Here is a 20,718-nt window from a genome sequence, read left to right on the forward strand (position 1 = left end):
TTGTAGGAAGTCGCCAGCATGGCGCTGCGGCTGGCGGGCGCTACATTCCGGCAGCCTCCTCGTTGCTTTTGAGTCCTTCGTCAATGCCTCTTTTGAAAGCCTGTGTCCTGTGGAGTCTGTGCCTGCTGCTGGCGGCTTGCGGCGGGGGCGGTGGTGACGAGGCGAGCGGGGGCGCGGCGGTGGTGCCGGCGCTGAGTGCGCAGTGCCAGCCCGGCTCCGTCGCGCGGCTGGCACTGCCCACGGCGGCCCTGGCGGGGCGCAACCAGGAGCTGGCCCTGCTGGCCTGCCCCGGGGCGCTGCTGGGCGAGGTCCAGTGGCGGCAGACGGACGGCAGCACCCTGCTGCCGATGTCGGCACGCTCGGCGGCCCTCAGCGTGACGCCGCCGGGCGCCGGGCATTACGCGTTCAGCATCAATTTCAGCGATGCAAAAGGCGCCGCCTACACGGGGCTGGCCGAGTTCAACGCGGCGGCGGCGGAGGCGACGTCGATGGTGGTGCGCGGCGAGCCGTCCGTGTGGTCGGGTGGTCAGACGTCGCTGCGCGCCTGGGTTGAAGGCCTGGCCGCCGCCGACTACGCCGGGGCGCAGGTGCGCTGGAGCCGCATCGACGGGCCGGCGGTGGACCTGGGCGACGCGGCGCAATGGCGGGTCATCTTCGCCGCGCCGACCGTTGCCGAGGATGCCGTGCTGCGCCTGCGCGTCGACGCCACGCTGGCCGACGGCCGCATGGTCAGCCAGGCCTTCAGCCTGCTCGTGCAGGCCCCTCCGGCCGCCGCCGCCGCACCGCTGTTCGACAGCAGCAACCCGTCTTCGCGCGTGTACCCCTACATGGCCGGTGGCGCGCATGCCGCGGCCTTGCGCGATTGCATCTACACCCCCACGCTGAGCCGCAATGCGCTGTGCACGCTGAACCGGCTGCCGCTGCTCGGCACGGAGACGCGCGGCGAGGTGCCGACCGTGGAGCAGGTGATGGCCCGCGTGCTGGTGTCCAACGACTGGATGGCGCAGCGCTTCGAGGCCTTCCTGCGTGAGCAGGACACCCACGGCGACTTCCGCCGGATGCTCAACGCCACGACGGCCGTCGTCATCGGTGGCCGGGTGCGGCCGGCCTTCTACTGGGTGGCGACCGGCGCGATCTACCTCGATGCCGACAGCCTCTGGCTCACGGCGGAGGAGCGCGACACCGTCAGCGAGGTGGCCGACCCGCGCGGCGGCTATGGTGCCGCCCTGGCGTACGACACCTTGTGGCGCTATGTGCAGGGCGGCCAGGCGGTCGGCGGGCGTAGCAATGTGCTGACCCGGGCGTCGCGCGACACGGCGGCGCTGATCCCCACGCTCGGGCGGCTGCTGTATCACGAGCTGACGCACGCCAACGACTTCCTGCCCTCGCGTGTGCACCTGCTGCTCAACGGGTCGCAACGAGTGGTCGATGCCTCGCCGGCCAACACGGCCTCGGAGGAACTGCGCGCGCAGCTGCCGTTCACCTCGCAGGCGATGGTGGACCTCGGCCGTGTGCAGTTCTTCGGCGCCACGGCCACCGATGTGCAGCGGGCCTACCAGCCGGCCGACGTGGCTGCGTTCTTCAGTGCCGACCGCGCGACCGATGACTACAGCTATTCATGGCCCACGGGCCAGAGCGTGCCGCGCGAGGACGCCGCCATGCTCGCCGAGGAGGCGCTGATGCAGTTGCGCCATGGCGTGCTGCGCGACTTCGCGATCGCGCCGCTCTACGTCAGCGGCTCCAGCGCCGACCTGGTGGTGGCCTGGGGGCAGCGCGGCCGGGTCGGCGAGCCGGCCATCAGGCCGCGCGTCGCCCTCGTGCTGGCGCAGACCATGCCCTGGCTGCCGGCGGGTTTCACGGATGCCCTGGCGCCGCCGCTGGCGTTGCGGGCGGGGCTGACCTGGGGGCAGAACCTCGACCAGGCCGCGCTGGCGAGCGGGGCCGCCCGGGCACTGTCGGTGTCAGAGCGCGCGCTGGAGGCCGACCTGGACACCCAGCGCCGCAGTCATCGCCGCAGCGCCGTGGAGCTGGTGCGCTAGGGCTGGCTGCGCGTCGCGCAGCGGCTGCGGTCAGTGCCCGCCGCTGAGCACCTCGCCGGCCTTGAGCTTGTAGGCCGTGCCGCAATAAGGGCACTGGCCCTGGCCGTCGTGGCTCAGGTCGATGAAGACGCGCGGGTGGTTGCTCCACAGCGCCATCTTGGGGTTGGGGCAGAAGACGCTGCCGTTGTGCTGGCAGTCCTTGGCGGTCACTTCGACGGTGGCGGGGGCTTGGGTGGTGATGCTCATGGTGTTCTCTTCGGTTGTCCGTTTCGCGACGCGAATTTTGCGGGCCGAGCGCTGGGCCGCTCCCAAGCCGGCCCGCGCTGGCGATGTGCGTGCCGGTCGAGCCGGTACGCATCGCCGTCCCCTCGGGGGACCGACCGGACTCGCCCGCGTTCAGCGCTGCGAGGTCGGGCGAGGGGTCAAACTGCCGTCAGCCACTCCGCGTACTTGGGGTTGCGGCCGTTGACGATGTCGAAGAAGGCCGACTGGATCTTCTCGGTGACGGGGCCGCGCGAGCCGCTGCCGATCTCGATGCGGTCCAGCTCGCGGATGGGCGTCACTTCGGCGGCGGTGCCGGTGAAGAAGGCCTCGTCGCAGATGTAGACCTCATCGCGGGTGATGCGCTTCTCGACCAGCTTCAGGCCCAGGTCCTGGCAGATCGCGAAGATGGTGTTGCGGGTGATGCCGTTGAGCGCACCGGCCGACAGGTCGGGCGTGTAGACCACGCCGTTCTTGATGACGAACAGGTTCTCGCCCGCGCCTTCCGACACGAAACCGGCCGCGTCCAGCAGCAGCGCTTCGTCGTAGCCGTCGTCGGTGGCTTCCATGTTGGCCAGGATGGAGTTGGTGTAGTTGGACACCGTCTTGGCCTGCGTCATCGTGATGTTGACGTGGTGGCGGGTGTAGGAGCTGGTCTTCACGCGGATGCCGCGCTTCAGGCCCTCTTCGCCGAGGTAGGCGCCCCAGCTCCAGGCGGCCACCATCAGGTGCACCTGGTTGCCCTTGGGGCTCACGCCCAGCTTCTCGGAGCCGATCCAGATCAGCGGGCGGATATAGGCGCTCTTCAGGCCGTTGGCCTTGACGACGGCGCGCTGGGCCTCGTTGATCTGCTCGGCCGAGAACGGCACCTTCATGCGCAGGATCTTGCCGCTGTTCAGCAGGCGCTGCGTGTGCTCCTGCAGGCGGAAGATGGCGGTGCCGTTGACCGTGTCATACGCGCGCACACCCTCGAAGGCGCCGCAGCCGTAGTGCAGCGTGTGGGTCAGCACATGGATCTTGGCGTCGCGCCAGTCGACGAGCTCGCCGTCCATCCAGATCTTGCCGTCGCGGTCATGCAGGGGGGCGGGAACCATCGGGTACTCCAGGGGCTGAGAGGAAAGCGGCGATTTTACGAAGAGCCGGCCGCTTCGCCGGTCCGGAGCAGCCGCCACTCGACGAGCCTGCCTTTGCGCAGCAGCACTTCCACGGCGTCGCCGCCGGCATCGCGCCAGACGAAGGTCTCGTCGCCCTGCTTCACGCCCAGGCTGCCGGCCAGCGAGATCAGTTCGGCCAGCTTCATGCCCGCGTGCAGCCGGCTGGCCAGCATGACGGCGTTGGCCACCGACCCCATGGGCGCCGCGCCGGCCTGCTTCATCAGCCGCATCAGCCGCGACATCTGCAGCAGCAGCCAGAAGATGATGCCCGTCGTGGCGAACAGCGCACCCTGCCAGCCGAGCAGGGTCGCGCCGAGGATGAGGGCGGCGAGCGCCAGCCCGGCGCCGAGCCAGTTGCTCATGCCAACCCCTCGCTCGACGAGGCCGTCGATCGGTCCCCCGAGGGGACGGCCGCTTGTTTGGGGCGGCCCTGCACTGCGCGGCTCATGCCTGCGGGTCCTGGGCGCCGTCGGCGCGTTCCCAGGCGTAGGCGCGTTCGACGCGGGCGATGCGCAGCGTGTAGTGCTGATACCAGTCGCGGCGGCCGGTGTCGCGGGCGATCTGGTGCTCGGCGTGGCGGCGCCAGGCGGCGATGTCGTCGGTCGTGCGCCAGTACGAGACGGTGAGGCCGAAGCCGTCCTCGCCGCGGGCGCTCTCGACGCCCAGGTAGCCGGGCTGCCCGGCGGCCAGCGCGACCATGCGGTCGGCCATGTCGCCATAGCCATGGTCGCCAGGCGTGCGCTGGCTCGAGAAGATGACGCTGTAGTACGGGGGCGTGGGCAGGGCGGTCATGGCGCGCATCCTGCCATGCGCGGCGGCGGTGTCGGTCAGCGCGGTGCCTTCAGCAGCACGCAGCGCACCCACTGGCCGGACGCAAGCGCCTCGGCGTGCCCGTTCAGGAACTGCTCGGCGGTGGAGTTGCGCGACGTGAAGCTCATGCCATGCAGGATGCCCATGCGCGGCGCCGGGCGCGACCACTTGCGCTCGACGACGCCGTTGAACCAGGTCACTTCCTCTTCGCTCGGCTCGGCGTCAGCGCGCCCGAGCAGCAGCACCACCTCGTACTTGTCGTCCGTCAGCGGTTCGGCGGCGCTGGTCAACACCTGCAGCCCGCCGTCGCTCATGTTCAGCACCAGGCCGGCCGGGCCCTGGCTGAACTGCACCGGCTTGAAGACCCAGCCGGGCAGCGAGTCGGCGTCATGCTGGGCGCCGAGGAAGTCGGTGCGAACGTGTTGCCGCAGGTTGGCGGGGTCGGACATGAAGGTTCCTCCAGTGCAAGGCCTCCATCCTAAGCAGACTTTGGGAGGGTGCGAACGAAGGCAATCCCGCGGCCGTCAATTCAGACCAGTCCGCGCAGCACGTCGATGGCCTGCTCCACGCGTTCCACGGCGTGGATGGTCAGCCCCTCGATGGGTTTCTTGGGCGCGTTGGCCTTGGGCACGAGGGCAACGCTGAAGCCCAGCTTGGCGGCCTCCTTGAGCCGCTCCTGGCCGCGCGGCGCGGGGCGCACCTCGCCGGCCAGGCCCACCTCGCCGAAGGCGATGAAGCCCTTGGGCAGCGCCTTGCCGCGCAGGCTGCTCTGGATGGCCAGCATCACGGCCAGGTCGGCGGCCGGCTCGGTGATGCGCACGCCACCCACCGCGTTGACGAACACGTCCTGGTCGCCCGTGGCCACGCCGGCGTGGCGATGCAGCACGGCCAGCAGCATGGCCAGGCGGTCGCGGTCCAGGCCGACGGAGAGCCGCCGCGGGCTGGCGCCGCCGCTGTCCACCAGCGCCTGCAGCTCCACCAGCAGCGGCCGGGTGCCCTCCAGCGTGACGAGCACGCAGCTGCCCGGCACCGGCTCGGTGTGCGTGGACAGAAAGATGGCGCTGGGGTTGGCCACGCCCTTCAGGCCTTTCTCCGTCATCGCGAACACGCCGATCTCGTTGACGGCGCCGAAGCGGTTCTTGATGGCGCGCACGAGGCGGAAGCTGCTGTGCGTGTCGCCCTCGAAATACAGCACCGTGTCGACGATGTGCTCCAGCACGCGCGGGCCGGCCAGCGCGCCTTCCTTGGTCACGTGGCCCACCAGCACCATCGCGCAGCCGCGCGCCTTGGCCGTGCGCGTGAGCTGGGCCGCGCACTCGCGCACCTGGGTGACGGAGCCGGGCGCCGACGTCAGCTGCTCGGAGTAGAGCGTCTGGATGGAGTCGATGACGCAGAAGTCGGGTTCTTCGGCCTCGATGGTGGCGAGGATCTTCTCCAGCCCGATCTCCGCCAGCACGCGCACCTTGTCGCCCGCCAGGCCCAGCCGGCGCGAGCGCATCGCCACCTGGGCGCCGGATTCCTCACCCGTCACGTACAGCACCTTGACGGTCTGGCTCAGCGATTCGACGGCCTGCAGCAGCAGCGTGGACTTGCCGATGCCCGGGTCGCCGCCGATCAACACCACGCCGCCGGCCACGATGCCGCCGCCGAGAACCCGGTCCAGTTCCTCCTGGCCCGTGGGCGTGCGGTCGTAGTCGCTGGCCTCGATTTCGCTGAGCGTGGCCACCGGCTGGCTCTTGGCCAGCGCCTGGTAGCGGTTCTTCGCGCCGCCGCTGGGCTCGGCGGCGGTCTCGGTCAGGGTGTTCCAGGCACCGCAGTGCGGGCATTTGCCCAGCCATTTGGCGTTGGTGCCGCCGCACTCGGTGCAGGTGTAGATGCTTTTGCTCGTGGCCATGCGGCCATTGTCGTCAGTGCGTGCGCCAGAGCTTGACCGCGTGGGGCAGCGACTCGGCTTGCGGCATCCAGTGGTCCAGCGCCGCGCCCAAACCCACGCCGGTCACCAGCAGCGCCAGCGCGCCGGCCCAGGTGTGCTGCAACGCGCAGCGCAGCCAGCCGCCACGGTCGAACTGGCGCTGGTGCCGCCAGGCCAGGCCACCGGCCAGCGCGGCCAGCGCCACCTCCACCGACACCGCCAGCAGCACCTCCACGCCGAACAGCAGCGTGACGCCGGTGCCCAGCAGCGCCGCCAGCCCCAGCACCACGGCGACCACGGCCGCGATCGGCAGCAGCACCACCGCGCCTTCGTCCGCCCCTGCCGCCAGTTCCACCAACTCCAGCGCCGAGCCGCCGGCATCCGCGCCGGTGCTGGCAATGTCCAGCCCCAGGTCGATCAAGTCCACCGCGTCAGCGGGATCGCCTTCCTGCCGGCTGACCAAGTAGGCCGCCCACAGCCGCAGCAGCCCGAGGTACACGGTGTAGCTGACCGCCAGGCTCAGCCCGAAGCGCAACGCCAGTGACTCCACACCCGCCGCCCGCAGCAGCGCGCCGCTCAGCCACAGGCAGCCCAGGCAGCACAACGCGATCAGCGCCACATGCAGCCGCATCCAGCGGTGGCGCTGGAGCCAGGCGCGCGTGCGCAAGCCGTCACGGTGGCGGGCGGGGATGGCGCTCATGCTCACGATTATGGTGTTGCATGCCGCCATGCCGCCATGCCGCCATGCCGCCATGACGACCGGCGGCTGGCGAGCGCCTCGGGCACACTGCCGGGCTTTGCTGTCGACGCTCTGGAGCCCTCATGGAATTCGCCACCTGGCTGACCCTCTTCGCCGCCTGCTGGGCGATCAGCCTGTCGCCGGGCGCCGGTGCCGTGGCGGCCATGAGCGCGGGGCTCAGCCACGGCTTCAGGCGCGGCTACTTCATGACCTTCGGGCTGATCCTGGGCATCCTGACGCAGGTGCTGTTCGTCAGCGCCGGCCTCGGAGCGCTGATCGCAGCGTCCGAGACGGCCTTTGCCTTCATCAAGTGGGCCGGCGTGGCCTACCTCGTCTGGCTGGGCGTGCAGCAATGGCGGGCCCCGGCCAAGCCGCTGGCGGCGGCCGGCGACCCGGGTGTGCCGGTGACGCGCCGCCAGCTGGTGCTGCGCGGCTGGGGCGTGAACGCCGTCAACCCCAAGGGCACCGTGTTCCTGCTGGCCGTGGTGCCGCAGTTCCTGGATCTGAGCGCCCCGCTGGCGCCGCAATACCTGGTCATCGGGGCGACGCTGTCGTTCACCGACCTCGTCGTCATGGGCGGCTACACCGCGCTGGCGTCGCGCGTGCTCGCGGCGCTGAAGAGCGCTCACCACATCAAGCTCATGAACCGCGTCTTCGGATCGCTCTTCGTCGCGGCTGGCGTGCTGCTGGCCAGTTTCAAGCGCCACGCCTGAACCTGAGGCCCCCCGCCCGGCGCTGCGCCGGCTGAACGCCGGCATCGCCAGTCGGCCCCCCCGAGAGGGCGGCGATGCCGGGCGGGTCGACCGCCCGGCACATCGCCCGCGCGGGCCGGCTTGGGAGCGGCCCGGCGCTCGGCCCTAAGACTCCGTTGACCCCGTAATGACGCCCCAGGGCGCTTTTCTCTCATGTCCACTGCATCGCTCAGCCGCTGGCTGTTCTGGGGCCCCACGCTGATCTGGGCCAGCACCTGGCACGTCATCCTCTACCAGCTCGACTCGGGCGTGCCGGTGTTCAACTCCATCGCCTGGCGCTTCGGGCTGGCCGCGTTGCTGCTGGTGGCGCTGGCGCGCTGGCAGGGCCTGTCGCTGCGGCTGCCGCGCAGTGCCCACGTGTTGATGGCCGCCACCGGCATCGTGCAGTACAGCGGCAACTACCTGGCCGTCTACGAGGCAGAGCGCCACATCCCGTCGGGGCTGGTGGCGGTGCTGTTCTGCTTGATGGTCTATGGCAATGCGCTGTCGGGGCGGCTGTTCTTCGGCCAGCCGGTGACGCGGCGCTTCCTCGGCGCGGCCAGCGGCGGCGTGCTGGGCGTGGTGCTGATCTTCTGGCCCGAGATCGCCGCCACTGGCGTGCGGCCCACGGCGGCCTGGGGCCTGGGGCTGGGTCTGTGCGCGGTGCTCGTTGCCTGCATCGGCAATGTGTTGACGCTGACGCTCACGCGGCGCGGCCTTCCGCTGGTGCCGGTGCTGGCCTGGAGCATGGGCTATGGCGCGGTGTTCCTCGCCGGGGCATCGCTCGTCAGCGGTCAGGGCCTGCATTTCGACCTGCGGCTGCCCTATGTGCTGAGCCTGCTGTATCTGGCGGTGGCGGGCTCGGTCATCGCCTTCGTGCTGTATTTCAAGCTGGCGCAGGCGCGCGGCCCGGCGCACGCGGCGCTGACGGGCGTGACCATTCCCGTCATCGCGCTGGCGATCTCGGCGGTGTTCGAGGGCTGGCAGGTCACGCCGCTGGCGGTGGGCGGCATGGCGTTGTGCCTGGGCAGCCTTTACGTGGCGACGCGGCCGGGTTGACGCAGCGCCGGTCGGGGGGGGGCTCCCGTCCGTCAGCAGGCGCAGGGCCTGCCGGAACACGGCATTGGCGTCGCCTGCGGTGCTGTGCCAGGACGGCAACCCCGGCAGGCGAGCCCGGCGGCGTGATGCGCGTACGCTTCGCGCGTCACTCACCGGAGCTCCCATGTCCTGGTCACTTGCCCTGACGCGCCTGTGCGGCGTGTTCGCCCTTGGCAGCGCCGCGCTGCTGGCCCATGCCGCCGACAAGGGCGCGCCGCCCACGGCCGTCAAGCCCGTCACCGATCGCTACGGCGACCTGCGCGTCACCGACCCCTACCGCTGGCTGGAGGCCGGCCGCGACCCCGCCGTCAAGCGCTGGAGCGCCGCGCAGGACCATCGCACGCGGGGCTATCTCGACCACCTGCCGGCGCGCCAGCCGATGGCCGACTGGCTGATGAAGCAGGCGGCAGCCGGCTCCAGCGCCTATTACGACCTGCACGCGGCCGGCGGCCAGCTGTTCGCGCTCTACAACCAGCCGCCCAGGCAGCAGCCCATGCTGGCCGTGATGGGCCAGGACGCCGACCCCGCCAAGGCCCGCGTCGTGCTGGACCCCAACACGCTGAACCCGACGGGCCGCACGGCCATCGACTGGTATGTGCCGTCGCCGACGGGCAAGCTCGTGGCGGTGTCGATGTCGGAGAACGGCAGCGAAGACGGCTCGCTGCATGTCATCGACGTGGCCAGCGGCAAGACGGTCGACGCCGTCATCCCCAACGTGCAATACCCCACCGGCGGCGGCAGCGTCGCCTGGCGCGACGACGGCTCGGGCTTCTGGTACACGCGCTACCCCGGCGCGGACGAGCCCGCCGAGCGGCAGCACTTCCACGAGCAGGTCTGGTTTCACCGCATCGGCGACGACCCTGCCAAGGACGTCTACGTGCTGGGCAAGGACTTCCCGCGTGTCGCCGAGATCGCGCTGGACGCGCGGCCCGGCGCGCCGGCCGTCGTCGTGTCGGTGGCCAACGGCGATGGCGGCGAGTTTGCGCACTACCTGATCCAGCAGGACGGCAGCACGCGGCAGCTGACGCGCTTCGAGGACAAGATCGTCGCCGTGGCCATGGGCCCGGACGCGCTCTACCTCATCTCACGCCAGGGCGCGCCGCGCGGCAAGCTGCTGAAGCTGGGCCTGGACGACCCGACGCTGGCCAAGGCCGTCACGCTGGTGCCCGAGTCCGACGCCGCGCTGGAGCCCGGCGGCGAGTTCGGCGCGGCCAACATCACCCTCACGAAACACGCGCTGTACCTGCGCGAGATCGCCGGCGGCCCGTCGCGCGTGGCGGTCTACGGGCTGGACGGCACGCCGCGCGGGCGCGTGCCGCTGCCGGAGGTGGCGACGGTCGACGAGGTCGAGCCGATGGATGACGGCAGCCTGCTCGTCGCGGTGAAAACCTACCTGGAGCCGCCCCGCTTCGTGCGCATCGATGAGGCCAGCGGCCAGAGCAGGCCCACGGCGCTGAGCCAGACCAGCCCGGTCCGCTTCGACGACGTGGAGGTGGTGCGCGAGTTCGCGACGAGCAAGGACGGCACGCGCGTGCCGCTCAACATCGTGCGCAAGAAGGGCGTCAAGCTCGATGGCCGCCACCCGCTGCTGCTGAACGGCTACGGCGGCTACAACGTCAGCCTCGTGCCGCGCTTCCTCGGCGCGGCGACGCGCCTGTGGCTGGACGCCGGCGGCGTCTACGTCATCGCCAACCTGCGCGGTGGCGGCGAGTTCGGCGAGACCTGGCACACGCAGGGCGCGCTGACGAACAAGCAGAACGTGTTCGACGATTTCGCCGCGTCGGCGCAGTACCTGGTCGACCAGGGCTACACCGCGCCGGCCCGCATGGCCGCCATCGGCGGCAGCAATGGCGGGCTGCTGATGGGGGCGAGCTTCACGCAGCACCCCGAGCTGTTCCGCGCCGTCGTGTCGACGGTGGGCCTGTACGACATGCTGCGCGTGGAGCTGGACCCGAACGGCGCCTTCAACGTCACCGAGTTCGGCAGCGTGAAGAACCCCGAGCAGTTGAAGGCGCTGTACGGCTACTCGCCCTATCACCACGTGCGGGCCGGCGCGAAGTACCCCGCCATCCTCATGGCCACCGGTGAGACCGACGGCCGCGTGAACCCGATGCATTCGCGCAAGATGGTGGCGCGGCTGCAGGCGGCCACCGGCTCGGCCCGCCCGGTGCTGCTGAGCATCAACGCCCACGCCGGCCACGGCATGGGCAGCTCGCTGTCCATCCGCACGAACCAGACGGCGGACATCTACGCCTTCCTGTTCGACCAGCTGGGCATGAAGTACCCGGCCGCTCAGTAATCCTTGCTGCGCCGCCCGGCCTTCACGTCGCTGCGGCGCGACTTGCCTTCCAGCCGGCGCTGTTGCGAGCCGTAGGTCGGCTTCGTGGCCCGCCGCGCCTTGGGCACATGGGCGGCGGCCCGCACCAGCTCGATCAGCCGCGCCACCGCATCCGCCCGGTTGCGCTCCAGGCTGCGCGAGTCCTGCGCCTTGATGACGACGACGCCCTCGGCCGTGATGCGCTGGTCGGCCCAGGCCAGCAGCCGGGCCTTCACCGCGTCGGGCAGGCTGGACGTGGGGATGTTGAAGCGCAGGTGCACCGCGTTGGACACCTTGTTGACGTTCTGCCCGCCCGGGCCGCTGGCGCGGATGGCGTCGAACTCGAGTTCGTCCGGCCGCGGTGACCAGCGGAACTCAGGCACTGCGAACCGTGACCCGCGGCGCGACGGCGCACATCAGCTCGTAGCCGATGGTGCCGGCGGCGCGCGCCACCTCGTCGATGGGCAGCCGGCTGCCCTGTCCGCCGATGACGGGGCCTTCGCCCCACAGCGTCACCTCGCTGCCAAAGCCGCTGGCCGGCAGCTCGCTCAGGTCCACGGCCAGCATGTCCATGCTGACGCGGCCCAGCGTGCGTGTGCGCACCCCGTCCACCAGCACCGGCGTGCCGGTGGGCGCGTGGCGCGGGTAGCCGTCGGCATAGCCGCAGGCGACGACGCCCACGCGCATCGCGTGCTCGGCCGTGAAGGCGCTGCCGTAGCCCACCGTGTCACCGGGCAGCAGCTGCTGCACGCCGATGACCTTGGAGCGCAGCGTCATGGCCGGGCGCAGGTCCCAGTGGGCGGCGTCGTGCTCGGGGAAGTCGGGCACGCCGCCGTAGCACATGATGCCGGCGCGCACCCAGTCGTTGGCGGTGCGGGCCGCGTGGCGCAGCGTGGCGGCGCTGTTGGCGACGGTGCGCTCGCCGGCCAGGCCGTCGGTGGCGGCGTCGAAGGCCGCCAGCTGGTGGGCGATGCCGTCGGCGCCCTGGCGCATCGCATCGGCGTCGGAGAAGTGCGTCATCAGGCCGATCTCGTCGACCTGCGGCAGCGCCTGCAGCCGCGCGTAGGCGGCGCGAAAGGCGGTGGGCACGAAGCCGAGGCGATTCATGCCGGAGTTGAGCTTGAGGAACACGCGGTGCGGCTCGTGCGTCTTGTGCATGGCCAGCCAGTCGATCTGCGCCTCGCAGTGCACCGCGTGCCAGAGCTTCAGGCGCGAGCACAGCTCCAGGTCGCGCGGCTCGAACACGCCTTCCAGCAGCAGGATGGGGCCGCGCCAGTCCAGCGCGCGCAGCCGTTCGGCCTCGGCCAGGTCCAGCAGCGCGAAACCGTCGGCGGCGCGCAGGCCCTCGAAGGCGCGTTCGATGCCGTGGCCGTAGGCATTGGCCTTCACGACCGCCCAGACGCGGGCATTGGGAGCCAGGGCGCGGGCGCGGGCGAGGTTGTGGGCGAGGGCGTCCGGGTGGACCAGGGCTTCGATGGGGCGGGGCATGTCAGGGCAGGATCGGCCACCCGCCGCAGGCCGGAGCGGCCGGGGGAAGATGGCGTCGGAACGGCATGAAATGGCCATTCTGCGCCGTCGCCAGTGCAGGAAAGCTGCAAGGGGCGCGTGCTATAAACCCGCGCCGCCTGTCTTTCGTCGGCCTCTCTTGTTCATGGCTTCCCTGTCAGGATCGAACCCCGATCGATGAAACGCGGCTTCTATACCGTCATGGCGGCGCAGTTCTTCAGCTCGCTGGCTGATAACGCGCTCTTCGTTGCCGCCGTCGAACTGCTGCGCACGTCCGGAGCTGCCGAATGGCAGCGGGCGGCGCTCGTGCCGATGTTCGCGCTGTTCTACGTCGTGCTGGCGCCCTTCGTCGGCGCGTTCGCCGACGCCGTGCCCAAGGGCAAGGTCATGTTCTTTTCCAACAGCATCAAGGTGGTGGGCTGCCTGATGATGCTGTTCGGCACCCATCCGCTGGCGGCCTACGCCATCGTGGGCCTGGGCGCGGCGGCCTACTCGCCGGCCAAGTACGGCATCCTCACCGAGATGCTGCCGCCATCGCAGCTGGTCAAGGCCAATGGCTGGATCGAGGGGCTGACGATCGCCTCCATCATCCTGGGCGTGCTGCTGGGCGGCCAACTCATCGGCGACCGCGTGTCGAACATGCTGCTGATGGTGGACGTGCCCATGATCCAGACGGGCATCGACACGCCGCCCGAGGCCGCGATCGCCAGCCTGCTGGGCCTGTACGTCGTCGCGGCGCTGTTCAACCTGCGCATTCCGCGCACGTCCGCGCCGTTGCAGCCGGTGGCCCACAGCGTGGTGGGCCTGGTGCGCGACTTCTCGGCCTGCAACGGCCGTCTGTGGCAGGACAAGCTGGGCCAGATCTCGCTGGCCGTGACCACGCTGTTCTGGGGCGCCACGAGCAATCTGCGCTACATCGTGCTGGCCTGGGCCGCCGCCGCGCTGGGCTACGGCATGCAGCAGGCGTCGTCGCTGGTGGGTGTGGTGGCCGTGGGCACGGCGGTGGGCGCGGTCGTCGCGTCGGTCGTGAGCCGGCTGGACCGCGCCATGGCCGTCATCCCGCTGGGCATCGCGATGGGGCTGCTGGTCATCTTCATGAACGTCATCAGCAACGTGTGGGTCGCCGCACCGTTCCTGATGATCCTGGGCGCGATCGGCGGCTACATGGTGGTGCCGATGAATGCGCTGCTGCAGCACCGCGGCCACAACCTGATGGGCGCCGGCCGCAGCATCGCGGTGCAGAACTTCAACGAGCAGGCCTGCATCCTGGGTATGGGCGCGTTCTACACGGCAATGACCAAGTTCGGCCTGTCGGTGTTCGGCGCCATCACGATCTTCGGCATCGTCGTCGCCGCGACCATGCTGTGGATCCGCAGCTGGCACCGGCGCAACCTGCGCGAGCACAAGGAAGAGGTCGAACACCTGCTCGACCTGGCCCGCACGGACCACCTGCCGCAGGACAGGTAACAGGCCCACCTCAAGGGGCGCCGCTGGTGGCCTGGCGCGCCAGTTCCACGGCGGCAGCCGCCGGGCGCGCGGCCGGGCTTCGCCGGCCGGCCTGTCAACGCATCAGCTTTGGTGGCTGGAGCCGCGGCCTTTGCGGCCGGTGGTGGCCGGGATCAGGTGCTTGCCTTCGAGCACCATCTCGATCGCCTCGCTCCACGCGCGGGCGATCTTGAAGCAGCCGCTGTGGTTGAGGTGGATCTCGTTGTGCCAGTCGCCGCTGATGCCAGTGGAACCCGGCGCGGCCAGCGCCAGCGGCACCGTCGTGGAGTCGAACACGAACAGGCCCGGGAACGCGTCCTTGTCGGCCGCCATGCCCTTGAGCAGTTGCGCCAGGTGGAAGACCATCAGCCGGCTCACGGCCGCCCAGTCGGCCGCCGGCACGCCATAGGCCTTCAGCGCCGGATAGAGCCACGGGCCGCCCGCGCCCAGTTCGTCGCCCGCACCGGCGCCCGCCGGGCGGGGCATGGGCACCGCGTAGCAGTGCATGAAGACGGGCTTGCCCACCGACGGGCCCTGGTCGCGCAGGCTCAGCAGGTGCTTGACGTTGGCGCGCATGTACTCGGCATAGGTGGCCCAGCCGGGCTCCGAGAAGTAGCGCGCCACGCCGGCCGACGGCGGCCCCCATTCGGTCTGGCGGCGCAGCAGGCGCAGCTCCAGCGGAATGGCCTCGCCACCATCGTCGTGCGCGGGTGTGCGGGCAGCGGCGATCAGGTCGTTGCCGCCCACGGACAGCAGCACGCCGTCCCACGCGGGCGTGTCTGCGCCGGTCAGCAGGCGCACGAAGTCGGCGCTGGATTCCAGGTCCACCATGTGCGCGAGCGCGTTGCCGGTGCCCGCGCAGTTGATGGCGGCCGTGGGCGACTTGAACACCAGTTCCTGCAGCAGGTTGGCGTGGGCGTTGAGCTTGTCGCGCGCGTTGGAGAACCACGAGTCGCCCTGGGCCAGCAGCTTCCAGCGGAAGGGGCTCAGGTCGGGCGGGGTGCCACCGGCGAGATCGGCCGGGGTGTAGCAAACCAGGTGGTCCATGTGGGGCTGTGTCTGTAGTGGCTGACCGGGGCTGGCCCGGTGGTGTGACCCTGAAGTCCGCGCGATTGGAAGGCCTGCCGCGCGCAGGTTGCCATGCTACAAACCCTCAAGATGGCTTACAGGTAGCATGCCCCTCGTACTTTTAGGGAGGCCGCGCATGAGCGCCACCGTCTTCGACTTCCAGGCCACATCCATTCGCGGCGAACCGGCGGACCTCGCCTCACAGCGCGGCAAGGTGCTGCTCATCGTCAACACGGCCAGTGAATGCGGTTTCACGCCGCAGTTCAAGGGCCTGGAGCAGCTGTGGCAGGACTACGGCCCCAAGGGTCTGGTCATCATCGGCTTCCCGAGCAACGAATTCGGCGGCCAGGACCCCGGCAACAACGACCAGATCGCGAGTTTTTGCGAACTCAATTACGGGGTCAGCTTCCCGATGATGGCCAAGGTTAAGGTCAACGGCAGCGAGGCGCATCCGCTGTGGAAGTTCCTGAAGAGCGAGAAGCCGGGCTTCCTGGGCACCGAGGTCATCAAGTGGAACTTCACCAAGTTCCTCGTCGGGCGGGACGGCCAGGTCATCAAGAGGTTTGCGCCGAATGACGCGCCGGAGAAGCTGCGCGGGGATATCGAGGCGGCGTTGAAGGCTTGAGCCCTGGACGGGGGCAGTGACGGCGCGCTGGATGCAGGGGCTGCGGTCGGCCAGGAGCGGCCGGTGACGACGGACTGCTCCATGGCGCACTCGGGGCTTGTGGCTCGCGCACGAGCTATCGAGTTGGCGTCGCCACCGCCGAAGCCGACCTGATGCGACGACCTGGCACCAGGGTTCTTCGCGTGAGCGACGGGCTACTGGCAATGGCAACATCCATGCGCCCGCATGGCCGGCGTCGTCCCTCGACCAGTTTGTAACCGGCGCGGCATTTGGTCTGAAAAATAGCATCCGATTGGCAGCGCGGCGGAGCGGAGGAAATTCATATGCAACAAGCACTTATCCCGGCTGCCGGGCGACCCGTTACTGCGCGGGTTAGCGTGATAAACCGTGCCGTCCTTCGGTCTACAACACGTTAGGCCTCACGATGACATCTCGTCGTTCCTGCCTGATCCTGTTGATGGCACTGCCACTTGCGAGCTGTACTGCGATCTACCAAAGGCACTTTCAGGTCGTCTCTAGTCGCGAGCTAACGAACAGCGAACGCGGAGAGCTTGTTCTCCGCTATCGCGACTTCATGGTCGGTCACGGTTATGCCGTGCAACAGCGCAGCGACGCAGCCGGTCAATATCTGGCTTTCACCATTCGGGATGCAAGAAGTCGCCTTCTTCCCACTTCGGGCGTCACCGATCAGATCTCTGTCAGGGCTCAGCCGTCCGGTGTCTTTGTCGGTCTGCACCGCGTTTCTTCCTATCCGCCAGACGACTTCTCGTCTGAGTACCTCTTTACCTTTATTCGGCTCACCGCCAAATACTTCAGTGAGTCGTCGGGCATAGATGTCACCCTCCAGGAAGTGATAGAGCGGTGAGGCCTAACCCTTCCATCGAGGCGACAGCCACCGGCGAGCCGGTGGCCGCGCCTCATGTCAAACGTTGAACGGCCGCTTCGGGGGCGCGAGGTCGCCGTAGGCGAAGACCGCTCCGGGTCGGTAGCTGGCATTACATGCCCACATCGCGACCCCCAGCGTCCCGGCACCGCGCGTCGGGCTTCGCATGGCTCACGCCATTTGTTTACGCGCTGGTTGCGGACCGCATTGGTGACGGTTGGCCTCCGCGTGAGGCCAGCCGGGAATTCGCCCCGGCGGGCGACCTACTTTCTTGCACTCACCCATGTGTCCGGTCTGAACAACGCGCAAGAAAGTAGGCAAAGAAAGCGCCCCTGTTCCGTCGCCCCTTCGCTGCGCGAAGGGGTCCCCTGCGTGCCACGCCGCTTGCATGCGGCGTGGCGTTCGTCAGGCGTCGCACAGCACGCAGGTGCTGCGCTCGGCCCTGCCTCACTGCGTCGGAGCCCGAGGCCCGCGCAGAACTCCCTGCGTTCGCTGCGCTTACTCCGGTCAGACAGCTGCGCGGAGTGAGTTCACGAAGCGAGCTTCGCTCGCGCCTCGGGCTCCTGCGCTTCTCTGCTCCTCCAAAGGGGAACCCCGGAACAGCCAACAGCCAAACGCCGAAGCCGGCTGGCGCGAGGCATTCGTCTTTCCCCCTTCAGCACCGCCGAGCAGCGCAAGGCCTTGAGGGCGTGCGCGGAGCGCACTTCGTGAACTGACTCCGTGCGGCTGTCTGACCGGAGCGTAGCGCAGGGAGTTCCGCACGGGCCCGCAAGGCCTGAGCAGCGCAGGGAACCGCTCGCGCAGCGGGCGGCGGTGCGGTCGGGGGGCGCTTCTTTGCCTACTTTCTTGTCGACACAAGAAAGTAGGTCGCCCGCCGGGGCGAAATCCCGGCGCGATGCAACGGATCAAGCCGATCGGGGCTAGGACATCCCCAACCAGCATGCGCGGCTCAGCGGGTGCTGACCGCGAAGCGCTGGTGCTGCCGCAGAACCTGCCGTCCGTGACGCCGCCCAACCTCACCCACCCCGCCACCACCACCGCCCCCGCCCGCGCCGCACACGCCCTTCGGCCTCGGCGGCGGCGAGCAGTTCGTTGGCGGTCTGGCGCGACACGTGAGCCAGCCGGGCCAGTTCGGCCTGCGTGGCCTGCACGGCCATCCAGCCGTCGGTCGACGGCACGCCGCGTTCGCCCGCCAGCTGCGCCAGCGCCAGCCGGAAGCGCTCCGGCGCTGCGAGGTGGCGGGCCGCCTGCAGCTGGCGCAGCGTGCCGTCGAAGCGGCGGGCGAACTCGGCCATCAAGGCCCGCGCGAAGCCGGGCACCTCGTCCATCAGTAGCGTGTAGGCCTCCCGGCCAATGACGAACACCTCGCTCGCGCCCCGCGCCACGGCTTCGTACTCGGCCGGCAGGCTTGCGGCGAAGGCCGCCAGGCCGAAGAACTGCGGCGGCCCCACCTCGCCCAGCACCGAGACGCGGCCGTCCTCGCCGGTGAAGCGCGATTCGATGGCGCCGGCCGCCACGCCGTAGAAGGCGGCTGGCCGCTGCCCCTGCACGAAGACGCTGCGGCCATCAGCCAGCCGGCGCCGTGGCGCCAGGGCCGGCAGCCGGGCCGCCACGCCAGCGGGCAGCTGCAGGCCGGGGAAGTTGGCCGTGATGAGCTGGCAGGCGGTGTCGACGGGCATGGCCCATTGTCGGCTGGCCGACACAAGCGGCCCGCGCGGCTGCCTATGCTGGCCGCATGGACCAACGACAAGACCTGCCCACGGTGCTGCGCCGCTTCGGCCGCGAGGAATGCAGCCAGGAACCGCTCTACATCGCGTTGTGCGACGCCTTCGCCGACGACGAGCGCGCGCTCGCGCTGCTGGCCGAGGCGCCGCCCGAGCAGCGCAAGGCCAACCTGTTGCTGGCGGCGCTGCACGAGCGTGTGCTGGCCGGCGCGGCGCCGGAACTGGCGGCGTACTACCCGAGCGTGGCGGGCGAACGGGCGCCCGACGCCGGGTTGAGTGCCGCGCTGCAGGCCTGTCTTGCGCGCGAGTGGCCCGCGCTGGTGCAGCACCTGCGCCACGGCGCGACGCAGACCAACGAGGTCGGACGCTGCACGGCGATCTGGCCGGCGTTGGGCGAGGCCGCGCGGGCCACCGGCGCGCGCCACCTCGCGCTGCTGGACCTGGGCTGCAGCGCCGGCCTCAACCTCGGCGTGGACCGCTACCGGCTGCGCTACCGCACGGACGACGGCGCCTGGCATGAGCGTGGCGGCGCGGCGGTGCCCATCGAGTCGCGCTGGCTGGGCGCGGCCCCGTTGCCGGCCCCGGCCGACTGGCGCCTGACGCTGCGCCACGGGCTGGACCCGGCGCCGGTGGATGTGACCGACCCCGCGCGGCTGCGCTGGCTGCAGGCCTGCCTGTGGCCGCACGACGCGCGCCGCCGCGAGCGCCTGGCCCGCGCGGCGGCGCAACTGCAGGAGCTGCCGGTCGCGCTGACGCAGGCCGACGACTGCATCGCCGCCATCGAACCGTGGCTGAAAAGCCTGCCGGCGGGCGTGCAGCCGGTGCTGCTGACGAGCTGGGTGCTGTACTACCTGAGCGGGGCCGACCTGGACCGGCTGCGCGCGACGGTTGACCGGCTGGCGCTGAGCCATGGCCTGGCCTGGATCTGTGGTGACCTGCCGGCGCTGAGCGCGCCGCGCTCCCCACGGCCGCCCGAGCCGGTGTTGCCGGCCGGTGAGGCGGCGTCGTCGCTGACGCTGTGGACGCTGCGGCACGCGCAAGCCGGCCAGGTCGTCGAACGCAGCCTGGCGTGGAGCCACCCGCATGGGCGCTGGCTCCATTGGCTGTGAGTCCGGCCGCCGCATGAACAGCCTGCTTGGATAATCCCGGTTCCCAAAGGAGTCTGCCCATGTTCCAGCACGTCGACGCCTATGCCGGCGATCCCATCCTGAGCCTCAACGAGGCGTTCCAGAAAGACCCGCGCGCCGGCAAGATCAACCTGTCCATCGGCATCTACTTCGACAACGACGGCCGCATCCCGATGCTGCCGTCCGTGCGCGCCGCCGAGCTGTCGGTGGTGGAAACGGCCGGCGCCCGGCCCTATCTGCCGATGGAGGGCGCGGCCAACTTCCGCAGCGCCGTGCAGGGCCTGCTGTTCGGCGCCGAGCACCCGGCCGTGAAGGCGGGCCGCATCGCCACCATCCAGGGCGTGGGCTCCAGCGGTGGCCTGAAGGTGGGTGCCGACTTCCTGCGGCGTTATTTCCCCGACAGCAAGGTCTACCTGTCCGACCCGACCTGGGACAACCACCGCGCCGTCTTCGAGGGCTCCGGCCACACCTGCGAGACCTACCCTTACTACGACGCGGCCACCGGCGGCCTGCGCTTTGACGACCTGCTGGCCTGCTTCAACGCGCTGCCGGCGCGCAGCATCGTGCTGATGCATGCCTGCTGCCACAACCCCACCGGCGTGGACCTGACGGCCGACCAGTGGCGCGCGCTCGTGCCCGTGCTGCGGGAGCGCGAGCTGCTGCCCTTCCTGGACCTGGCCTACCAGGGCTATGGCGACGGCATCGAGGAAGACGCCTTCGCGCCGCGCCTGCTGGCCGACGAGGGGCTGCCCTTCCTCATCGCCAACAGCTTCTCCAAGAGCATGAGCCTGTACGGCGAGCGCTGCGGCGCGCTGAGCGTCATCTGCCCCGACGCCGACCAGGCCTCGCGCGTGCTGGGCCAGCTCAAGTTCATGATCCGCCGCAACTACTCCAACCCGCCGGCGCATGGCGGCCAGATCGTGGCCAAGGTGCTGACGTCGCCAGCGCTGCGCTCGATGTGGGAGGCCGAGGTGGCCGAGATGCGCGGCCGCATCCAGTCCATGCGGCAGGAGCTGTACCGCGTGCTGGCGGCCAAGCTGCCGGACCGCGATTTCAACTACTTCCTGACCCAGCGCGGCATGTTCAGCTACACCGGCCTCTCGCCCGAGCAGGCCGACCGGTTGAAGACGGAGTTCGGTGTCTACATCCTGCGTTCGGGCCGCATGTGCGTGGCGGGGCTGAACACCCGCAACGTCGAGGCCACGGCTGAGGCCATGGCCGCCGTGCTGGCCTGACGCG

The 20,718-nt window shown here is 70.1% G+C and carries 20 protein-coding genes; 9 read left to right on the forward strand and 11 right to left on the reverse strand.

What is annotated here, in order from left to right; genetic code table 11:
* Positions 1-92: 92 nt before the first annotated feature.
* Positions 93-2,039: a hypothetical protein gene (locus ACG00X_RS12065; protein WP_394488425.1), complete on the forward strand. Its 1,947-nt coding sequence runs from the start codon at positions 93-95 to the stop codon at positions 2,037-2,039.
* A 30-nt stretch (positions 2,040-2,069) separates the two neighbouring features.
* Here ACG00X_RS12065 and ACG00X_RS12070 read toward each other — a convergent pair whose 3' ends face one another.
* The 7 genes from ACG00X_RS12070 to ACG00X_RS12100 form a co-directional block, all read right to left on the reverse strand.
* Entirely contained in the window at positions 2,070-2,285 is a 216-nt protein-coding gene (locus tag ACG00X_RS12070) for a zinc-finger domain-containing protein (RefSeq protein ID WP_394488426.1), read from the reverse strand.
* A 176-nt stretch (positions 2,286-2,461) separates the two neighbouring features.
* A complete protein-coding gene (locus ACG00X_RS12075; protein ID WP_394488427.1) occupies positions 2,462-3,394 on the reverse strand; it encodes a branched-chain amino acid transaminase in 933 nt (310 codons plus the stop codon).
* A gap of 35 nt (positions 3,395-3,429) precedes the next feature.
* On the reverse strand, positions 3,430-3,816 hold the full coding sequence (locus ACG00X_RS12080) for a hypothetical protein (protein ID WP_394488428.1): 387 nt from the start codon (positions 3,814-3,816) through the stop codon (positions 3,430-3,432).
* Between the two features lie 82 nt (positions 3,817-3,898).
* Positions 3,899-4,246, reverse strand: a complete 348-nt coding sequence (locus tag ACG00X_RS12085) for an antibiotic biosynthesis monooxygenase family protein (RefSeq protein ID WP_394488429.1) — start codon at positions 4,244-4,246, stop codon at positions 3,899-3,901.
* A 35-nt stretch (positions 4,247-4,281) separates the two neighbouring features.
* The gene (locus tag ACG00X_RS12090) at positions 4,282-4,713 is read right to left on the reverse strand and encodes a hypothetical protein (RefSeq protein ID WP_394488430.1); all 432 of its coding nucleotides are present in this window, start codon (positions 4,711-4,713) and stop codon (positions 4,282-4,284) included.
* A gap of 80 nt (positions 4,714-4,793) precedes the next feature.
* Positions 4,794-6,158 carry a DNA repair protein RadA gene (gene radA, locus ACG00X_RS12095; RefSeq protein ID WP_394488431.1) on the reverse strand — a complete coding sequence of 455 codons (1,365 nt, stop codon included), beginning with the start codon at positions 6,156-6,158 and terminating at the stop codon, positions 4,794-4,796.
* Between the two features lie 13 nt (positions 6,159-6,171).
* Positions 6,172-6,876: a hypothetical protein gene (locus tag ACG00X_RS12100; RefSeq protein WP_394488432.1), complete on the reverse strand. Its 705-nt coding sequence runs from the start codon at positions 6,874-6,876 to the stop codon at positions 6,172-6,174.
* Between the two features lie 122 nt (positions 6,877-6,998).
* Between ACG00X_RS12100 and ACG00X_RS12105 the strand changes: the two genes are divergently transcribed.
* The 3 genes from ACG00X_RS12105 to ACG00X_RS12115 all read left to right on the forward strand — a co-directional run bounded on the left by ACG00X_RS12105 (position 6,999) and on the right by ACG00X_RS12115 (position 11,043).
* Entirely contained in the window at positions 6,999-7,628 is a 630-nt protein-coding gene (locus ACG00X_RS12105) for a LysE family transporter (protein ID WP_394488433.1), read from the forward strand.
* Positions 7,629-7,820: 192 nt separating this feature from the next.
* Positions 7,821-8,705 (forward strand): DMT family transporter, encoded by an 885-nt coding sequence (locus ACG00X_RS12110; RefSeq protein ID WP_394488434.1) that lies wholly within the window; start codon positions 7,821-7,823, stop codon positions 8,703-8,705.
* Between the two features lie 163 nt (positions 8,706-8,868).
* Positions 8,869-11,043: a prolyl oligopeptidase family serine peptidase gene (locus tag ACG00X_RS12115; protein WP_394488435.1), complete on the forward strand. Its 2,175-nt coding sequence runs from the start codon at positions 8,869-8,871 to the stop codon at positions 11,041-11,043.
* Here ACG00X_RS12115 and arfB read toward each other — a convergent pair.
* Together arfB and alr are read right to left on the reverse strand one after the other, a co-directional pair.
* Complete coding sequence (arfB, locus tag ACG00X_RS12120; protein WP_394488436.1) at positions 11,037-11,444, reverse strand: alternative ribosome rescue aminoacyl-tRNA hydrolase ArfB; 408 nt, start codon at positions 11,442-11,444, stop codon at positions 11,037-11,039. The two genes, ACG00X_RS12115 and arfB, sit on opposite strands and share 7 nt — an antisense overlap.
* Positions 11,437-12,549 carry an alanine racemase gene (alr, locus tag ACG00X_RS12125; protein ID WP_394488437.1) on the reverse strand — a complete coding sequence of 371 codons (1,113 nt, stop codon included), beginning with the start codon at positions 12,547-12,549 and terminating at the stop codon, positions 11,437-11,439. Before alr ends, arfB begins: the two co-directional genes overlap by 8 nt.
* Before the next feature lie 195 nt (positions 12,550-12,744).
* Between alr and lplT the strand changes: the two genes are divergently transcribed.
* A complete protein-coding gene (lplT, locus tag ACG00X_RS12130) occupies positions 12,745-14,034 on the forward strand; it encodes a lysophospholipid transporter LplT (protein WP_394488438.1) in 1,290 nt (429 codons plus the stop codon).
* A 102-nt stretch (positions 14,035-14,136) separates the two neighbouring features.
* Here the strand turns inward: lplT and ACG00X_RS12135 are convergent, their stop codons facing one another.
* Positions 14,137-15,099: a hypothetical protein gene (locus ACG00X_RS12135; protein ID WP_394488439.1), complete on the reverse strand. Its 963-nt coding sequence runs from the start codon at positions 15,097-15,099 to the stop codon at positions 14,137-14,139.
* Between the two features lie 157 nt (positions 15,100-15,256).
* Here ACG00X_RS12135 and ACG00X_RS12140 point away from each other — a divergent pair, with 157 nt between their 5' ends.
* Together ACG00X_RS12140 and ACG00X_RS12145 are read left to right on the forward strand one after the other, a co-directional pair.
* Positions 15,257-15,745 carry a glutathione peroxidase gene (locus ACG00X_RS12140; protein ID WP_394488440.1) on the forward strand — a complete coding sequence of 163 codons (489 nt, stop codon included), beginning with the start codon at positions 15,257-15,259 and terminating at the stop codon, positions 15,743-15,745.
* A gap of 424 nt (positions 15,746-16,169) precedes the next feature.
* Positions 16,170-16,610: a hypothetical protein gene (locus tag ACG00X_RS12145; RefSeq protein WP_394488441.1), complete on the forward strand. Its 441-nt coding sequence runs from the start codon at positions 16,170-16,172 to the stop codon at positions 16,608-16,610.
* A gap of 1,034 nt (positions 16,611-17,644) precedes the next feature.
* Here the strand turns inward: ACG00X_RS12145 and ACG00X_RS12150 are convergent.
* Entirely contained in the window at positions 17,645-18,307 is a 663-nt protein-coding gene (locus tag ACG00X_RS12150) for a Crp/Fnr family transcriptional regulator (protein WP_394488442.1), read from the reverse strand.
* Positions 18,308-18,363: 56 nt separating this feature from the next.
* Here ACG00X_RS12150 and ACG00X_RS12155 point away from each other — a divergent pair, with 56 nt between their 5' ends.
* Entirely contained in the window at positions 18,364-19,461 is a 1,098-nt protein-coding gene (locus ACG00X_RS12155) for a DUF2332 domain-containing protein (protein WP_394488443.1), read from the forward strand.
* A 59-nt stretch (positions 19,462-19,520) separates the two neighbouring features.
* Entirely contained in the window at positions 19,521-20,714 is a 1,194-nt protein-coding gene (locus tag ACG00X_RS12160; RefSeq protein WP_394488444.1) for an amino acid aminotransferase, read from the forward strand.
* Positions 20,715-20,718: the final 4 nt, after the last annotated feature.

It is taken from the genome of Pelomonas nitida (genome assembly GCF_043555975.1).
GTDB lineage: Bacteria > Pseudomonadota > Gammaproteobacteria > Burkholderiales > Burkholderiaceae_C > Pelomonas > Pelomonas nitida.

What these genes read in the sequence shown, in the direction of transcription:
- ACG00X_RS12070 (WP_394488426.1), bottom strand. Translation starts at nt 2,285, where the DNA reads ATGAGCATCACCACCCAAGCCCCCGCCACCGTCGAAGTGACCGCCAAG.
- ACG00X_RS12075 (WP_394488427.1), bottom strand. Translation starts at nt 3,394, where the DNA reads ATGGTTCCCGCCCCCCTGCATGACCGCGACGGCAAGATCTGGATGGAC.
- ACG00X_RS12080 (WP_394488428.1), bottom strand. Translation starts at nt 3,816, where the DNA reads ATGAGCAACTGGCTCGGCGCCGGGCTGGCGCTCGCCGCCCTCATCCTC.
- ACG00X_RS12085 (WP_394488429.1), bottom strand. Translation starts at nt 4,246, where the DNA reads ATGACCGCCCTGCCCACGCCCCCGTACTACAGCGTCATCTTCTCGAGC.
- ACG00X_RS12090 (WP_394488430.1), bottom strand. Translation starts at nt 4,713, where the DNA reads ATGTCCGACCCCGCCAACCTGCGGCAACACGTTCGCACCGACTTCCTC.
- radA (WP_394488431.1), bottom strand. Translation starts at nt 6,158, where the DNA reads ATGGCCACGAGCAAAAGCATCTACACCTGCACCGAGTGCGGCGGCACC.
- ACG00X_RS12100 (WP_394488432.1), bottom strand. Translation starts at nt 6,876, where the DNA reads ATGAGCGCCATCCCCGCCCGCCACCGTGACGGCTTGCGCACGCGCGCC.
- ACG00X_RS12105 (WP_394488433.1), top strand. Translation starts at nt 6,999, where the DNA reads ATGGAATTCGCCACCTGGCTGACCCTCTTCGCCGCCTGCTGGGCGATC.
- ACG00X_RS12110 (WP_394488434.1), top strand. Translation starts at nt 7,821, where the DNA reads ATGTCCACTGCATCGCTCAGCCGCTGGCTGTTCTGGGGCCCCACGCTG.
- ACG00X_RS12115 (WP_394488435.1), top strand. Translation starts at nt 8,869, where the DNA reads ATGTCCTGGTCACTTGCCCTGACGCGCCTGTGCGGCGTGTTCGCCCTT.
- alr (WP_394488437.1), bottom strand. Translation starts at nt 12,549, where the DNA reads ATGCCCCGCCCCATCGAAGCCCTGGTCCACCCGGACGCCCTCGCCCAC.
- lplT (WP_394488438.1), top strand. Translation starts at nt 12,745, where the DNA reads ATGAAACGCGGCTTCTATACCGTCATGGCGGCGCAGTTCTTCAGCTCG.
- ACG00X_RS12135 (WP_394488439.1), bottom strand. Translation starts at nt 15,099, where the DNA reads ATGGACCACCTGGTTTGCTACACCCCGGCCGATCTCGCCGGTGGCACC.
- ACG00X_RS12140 (WP_394488440.1), top strand. Translation starts at nt 15,257, where the DNA reads ATGAGCGCCACCGTCTTCGACTTCCAGGCCACATCCATTCGCGGCGAA.
- ACG00X_RS12145 (WP_394488441.1), top strand. Translation starts at nt 16,170, where the DNA reads ATGACATCTCGTCGTTCCTGCCTGATCCTGTTGATGGCACTGCCACTT.
- ACG00X_RS12150 (WP_394488442.1), bottom strand. Translation starts at nt 18,307, where the DNA reads ATGCCCGTCGACACCGCCTGCCAGCTCATCACGGCCAACTTCCCCGGC.
- ACG00X_RS12155 (WP_394488443.1), top strand. Translation starts at nt 18,364, where the DNA reads ATGGACCAACGACAAGACCTGCCCACGGTGCTGCGCCGCTTCGGCCGC.
- ACG00X_RS12160 (WP_394488444.1), top strand. Translation starts at nt 19,521, where the DNA reads ATGTTCCAGCACGTCGACGCCTATGCCGGCGATCCCATCCTGAGCCTC.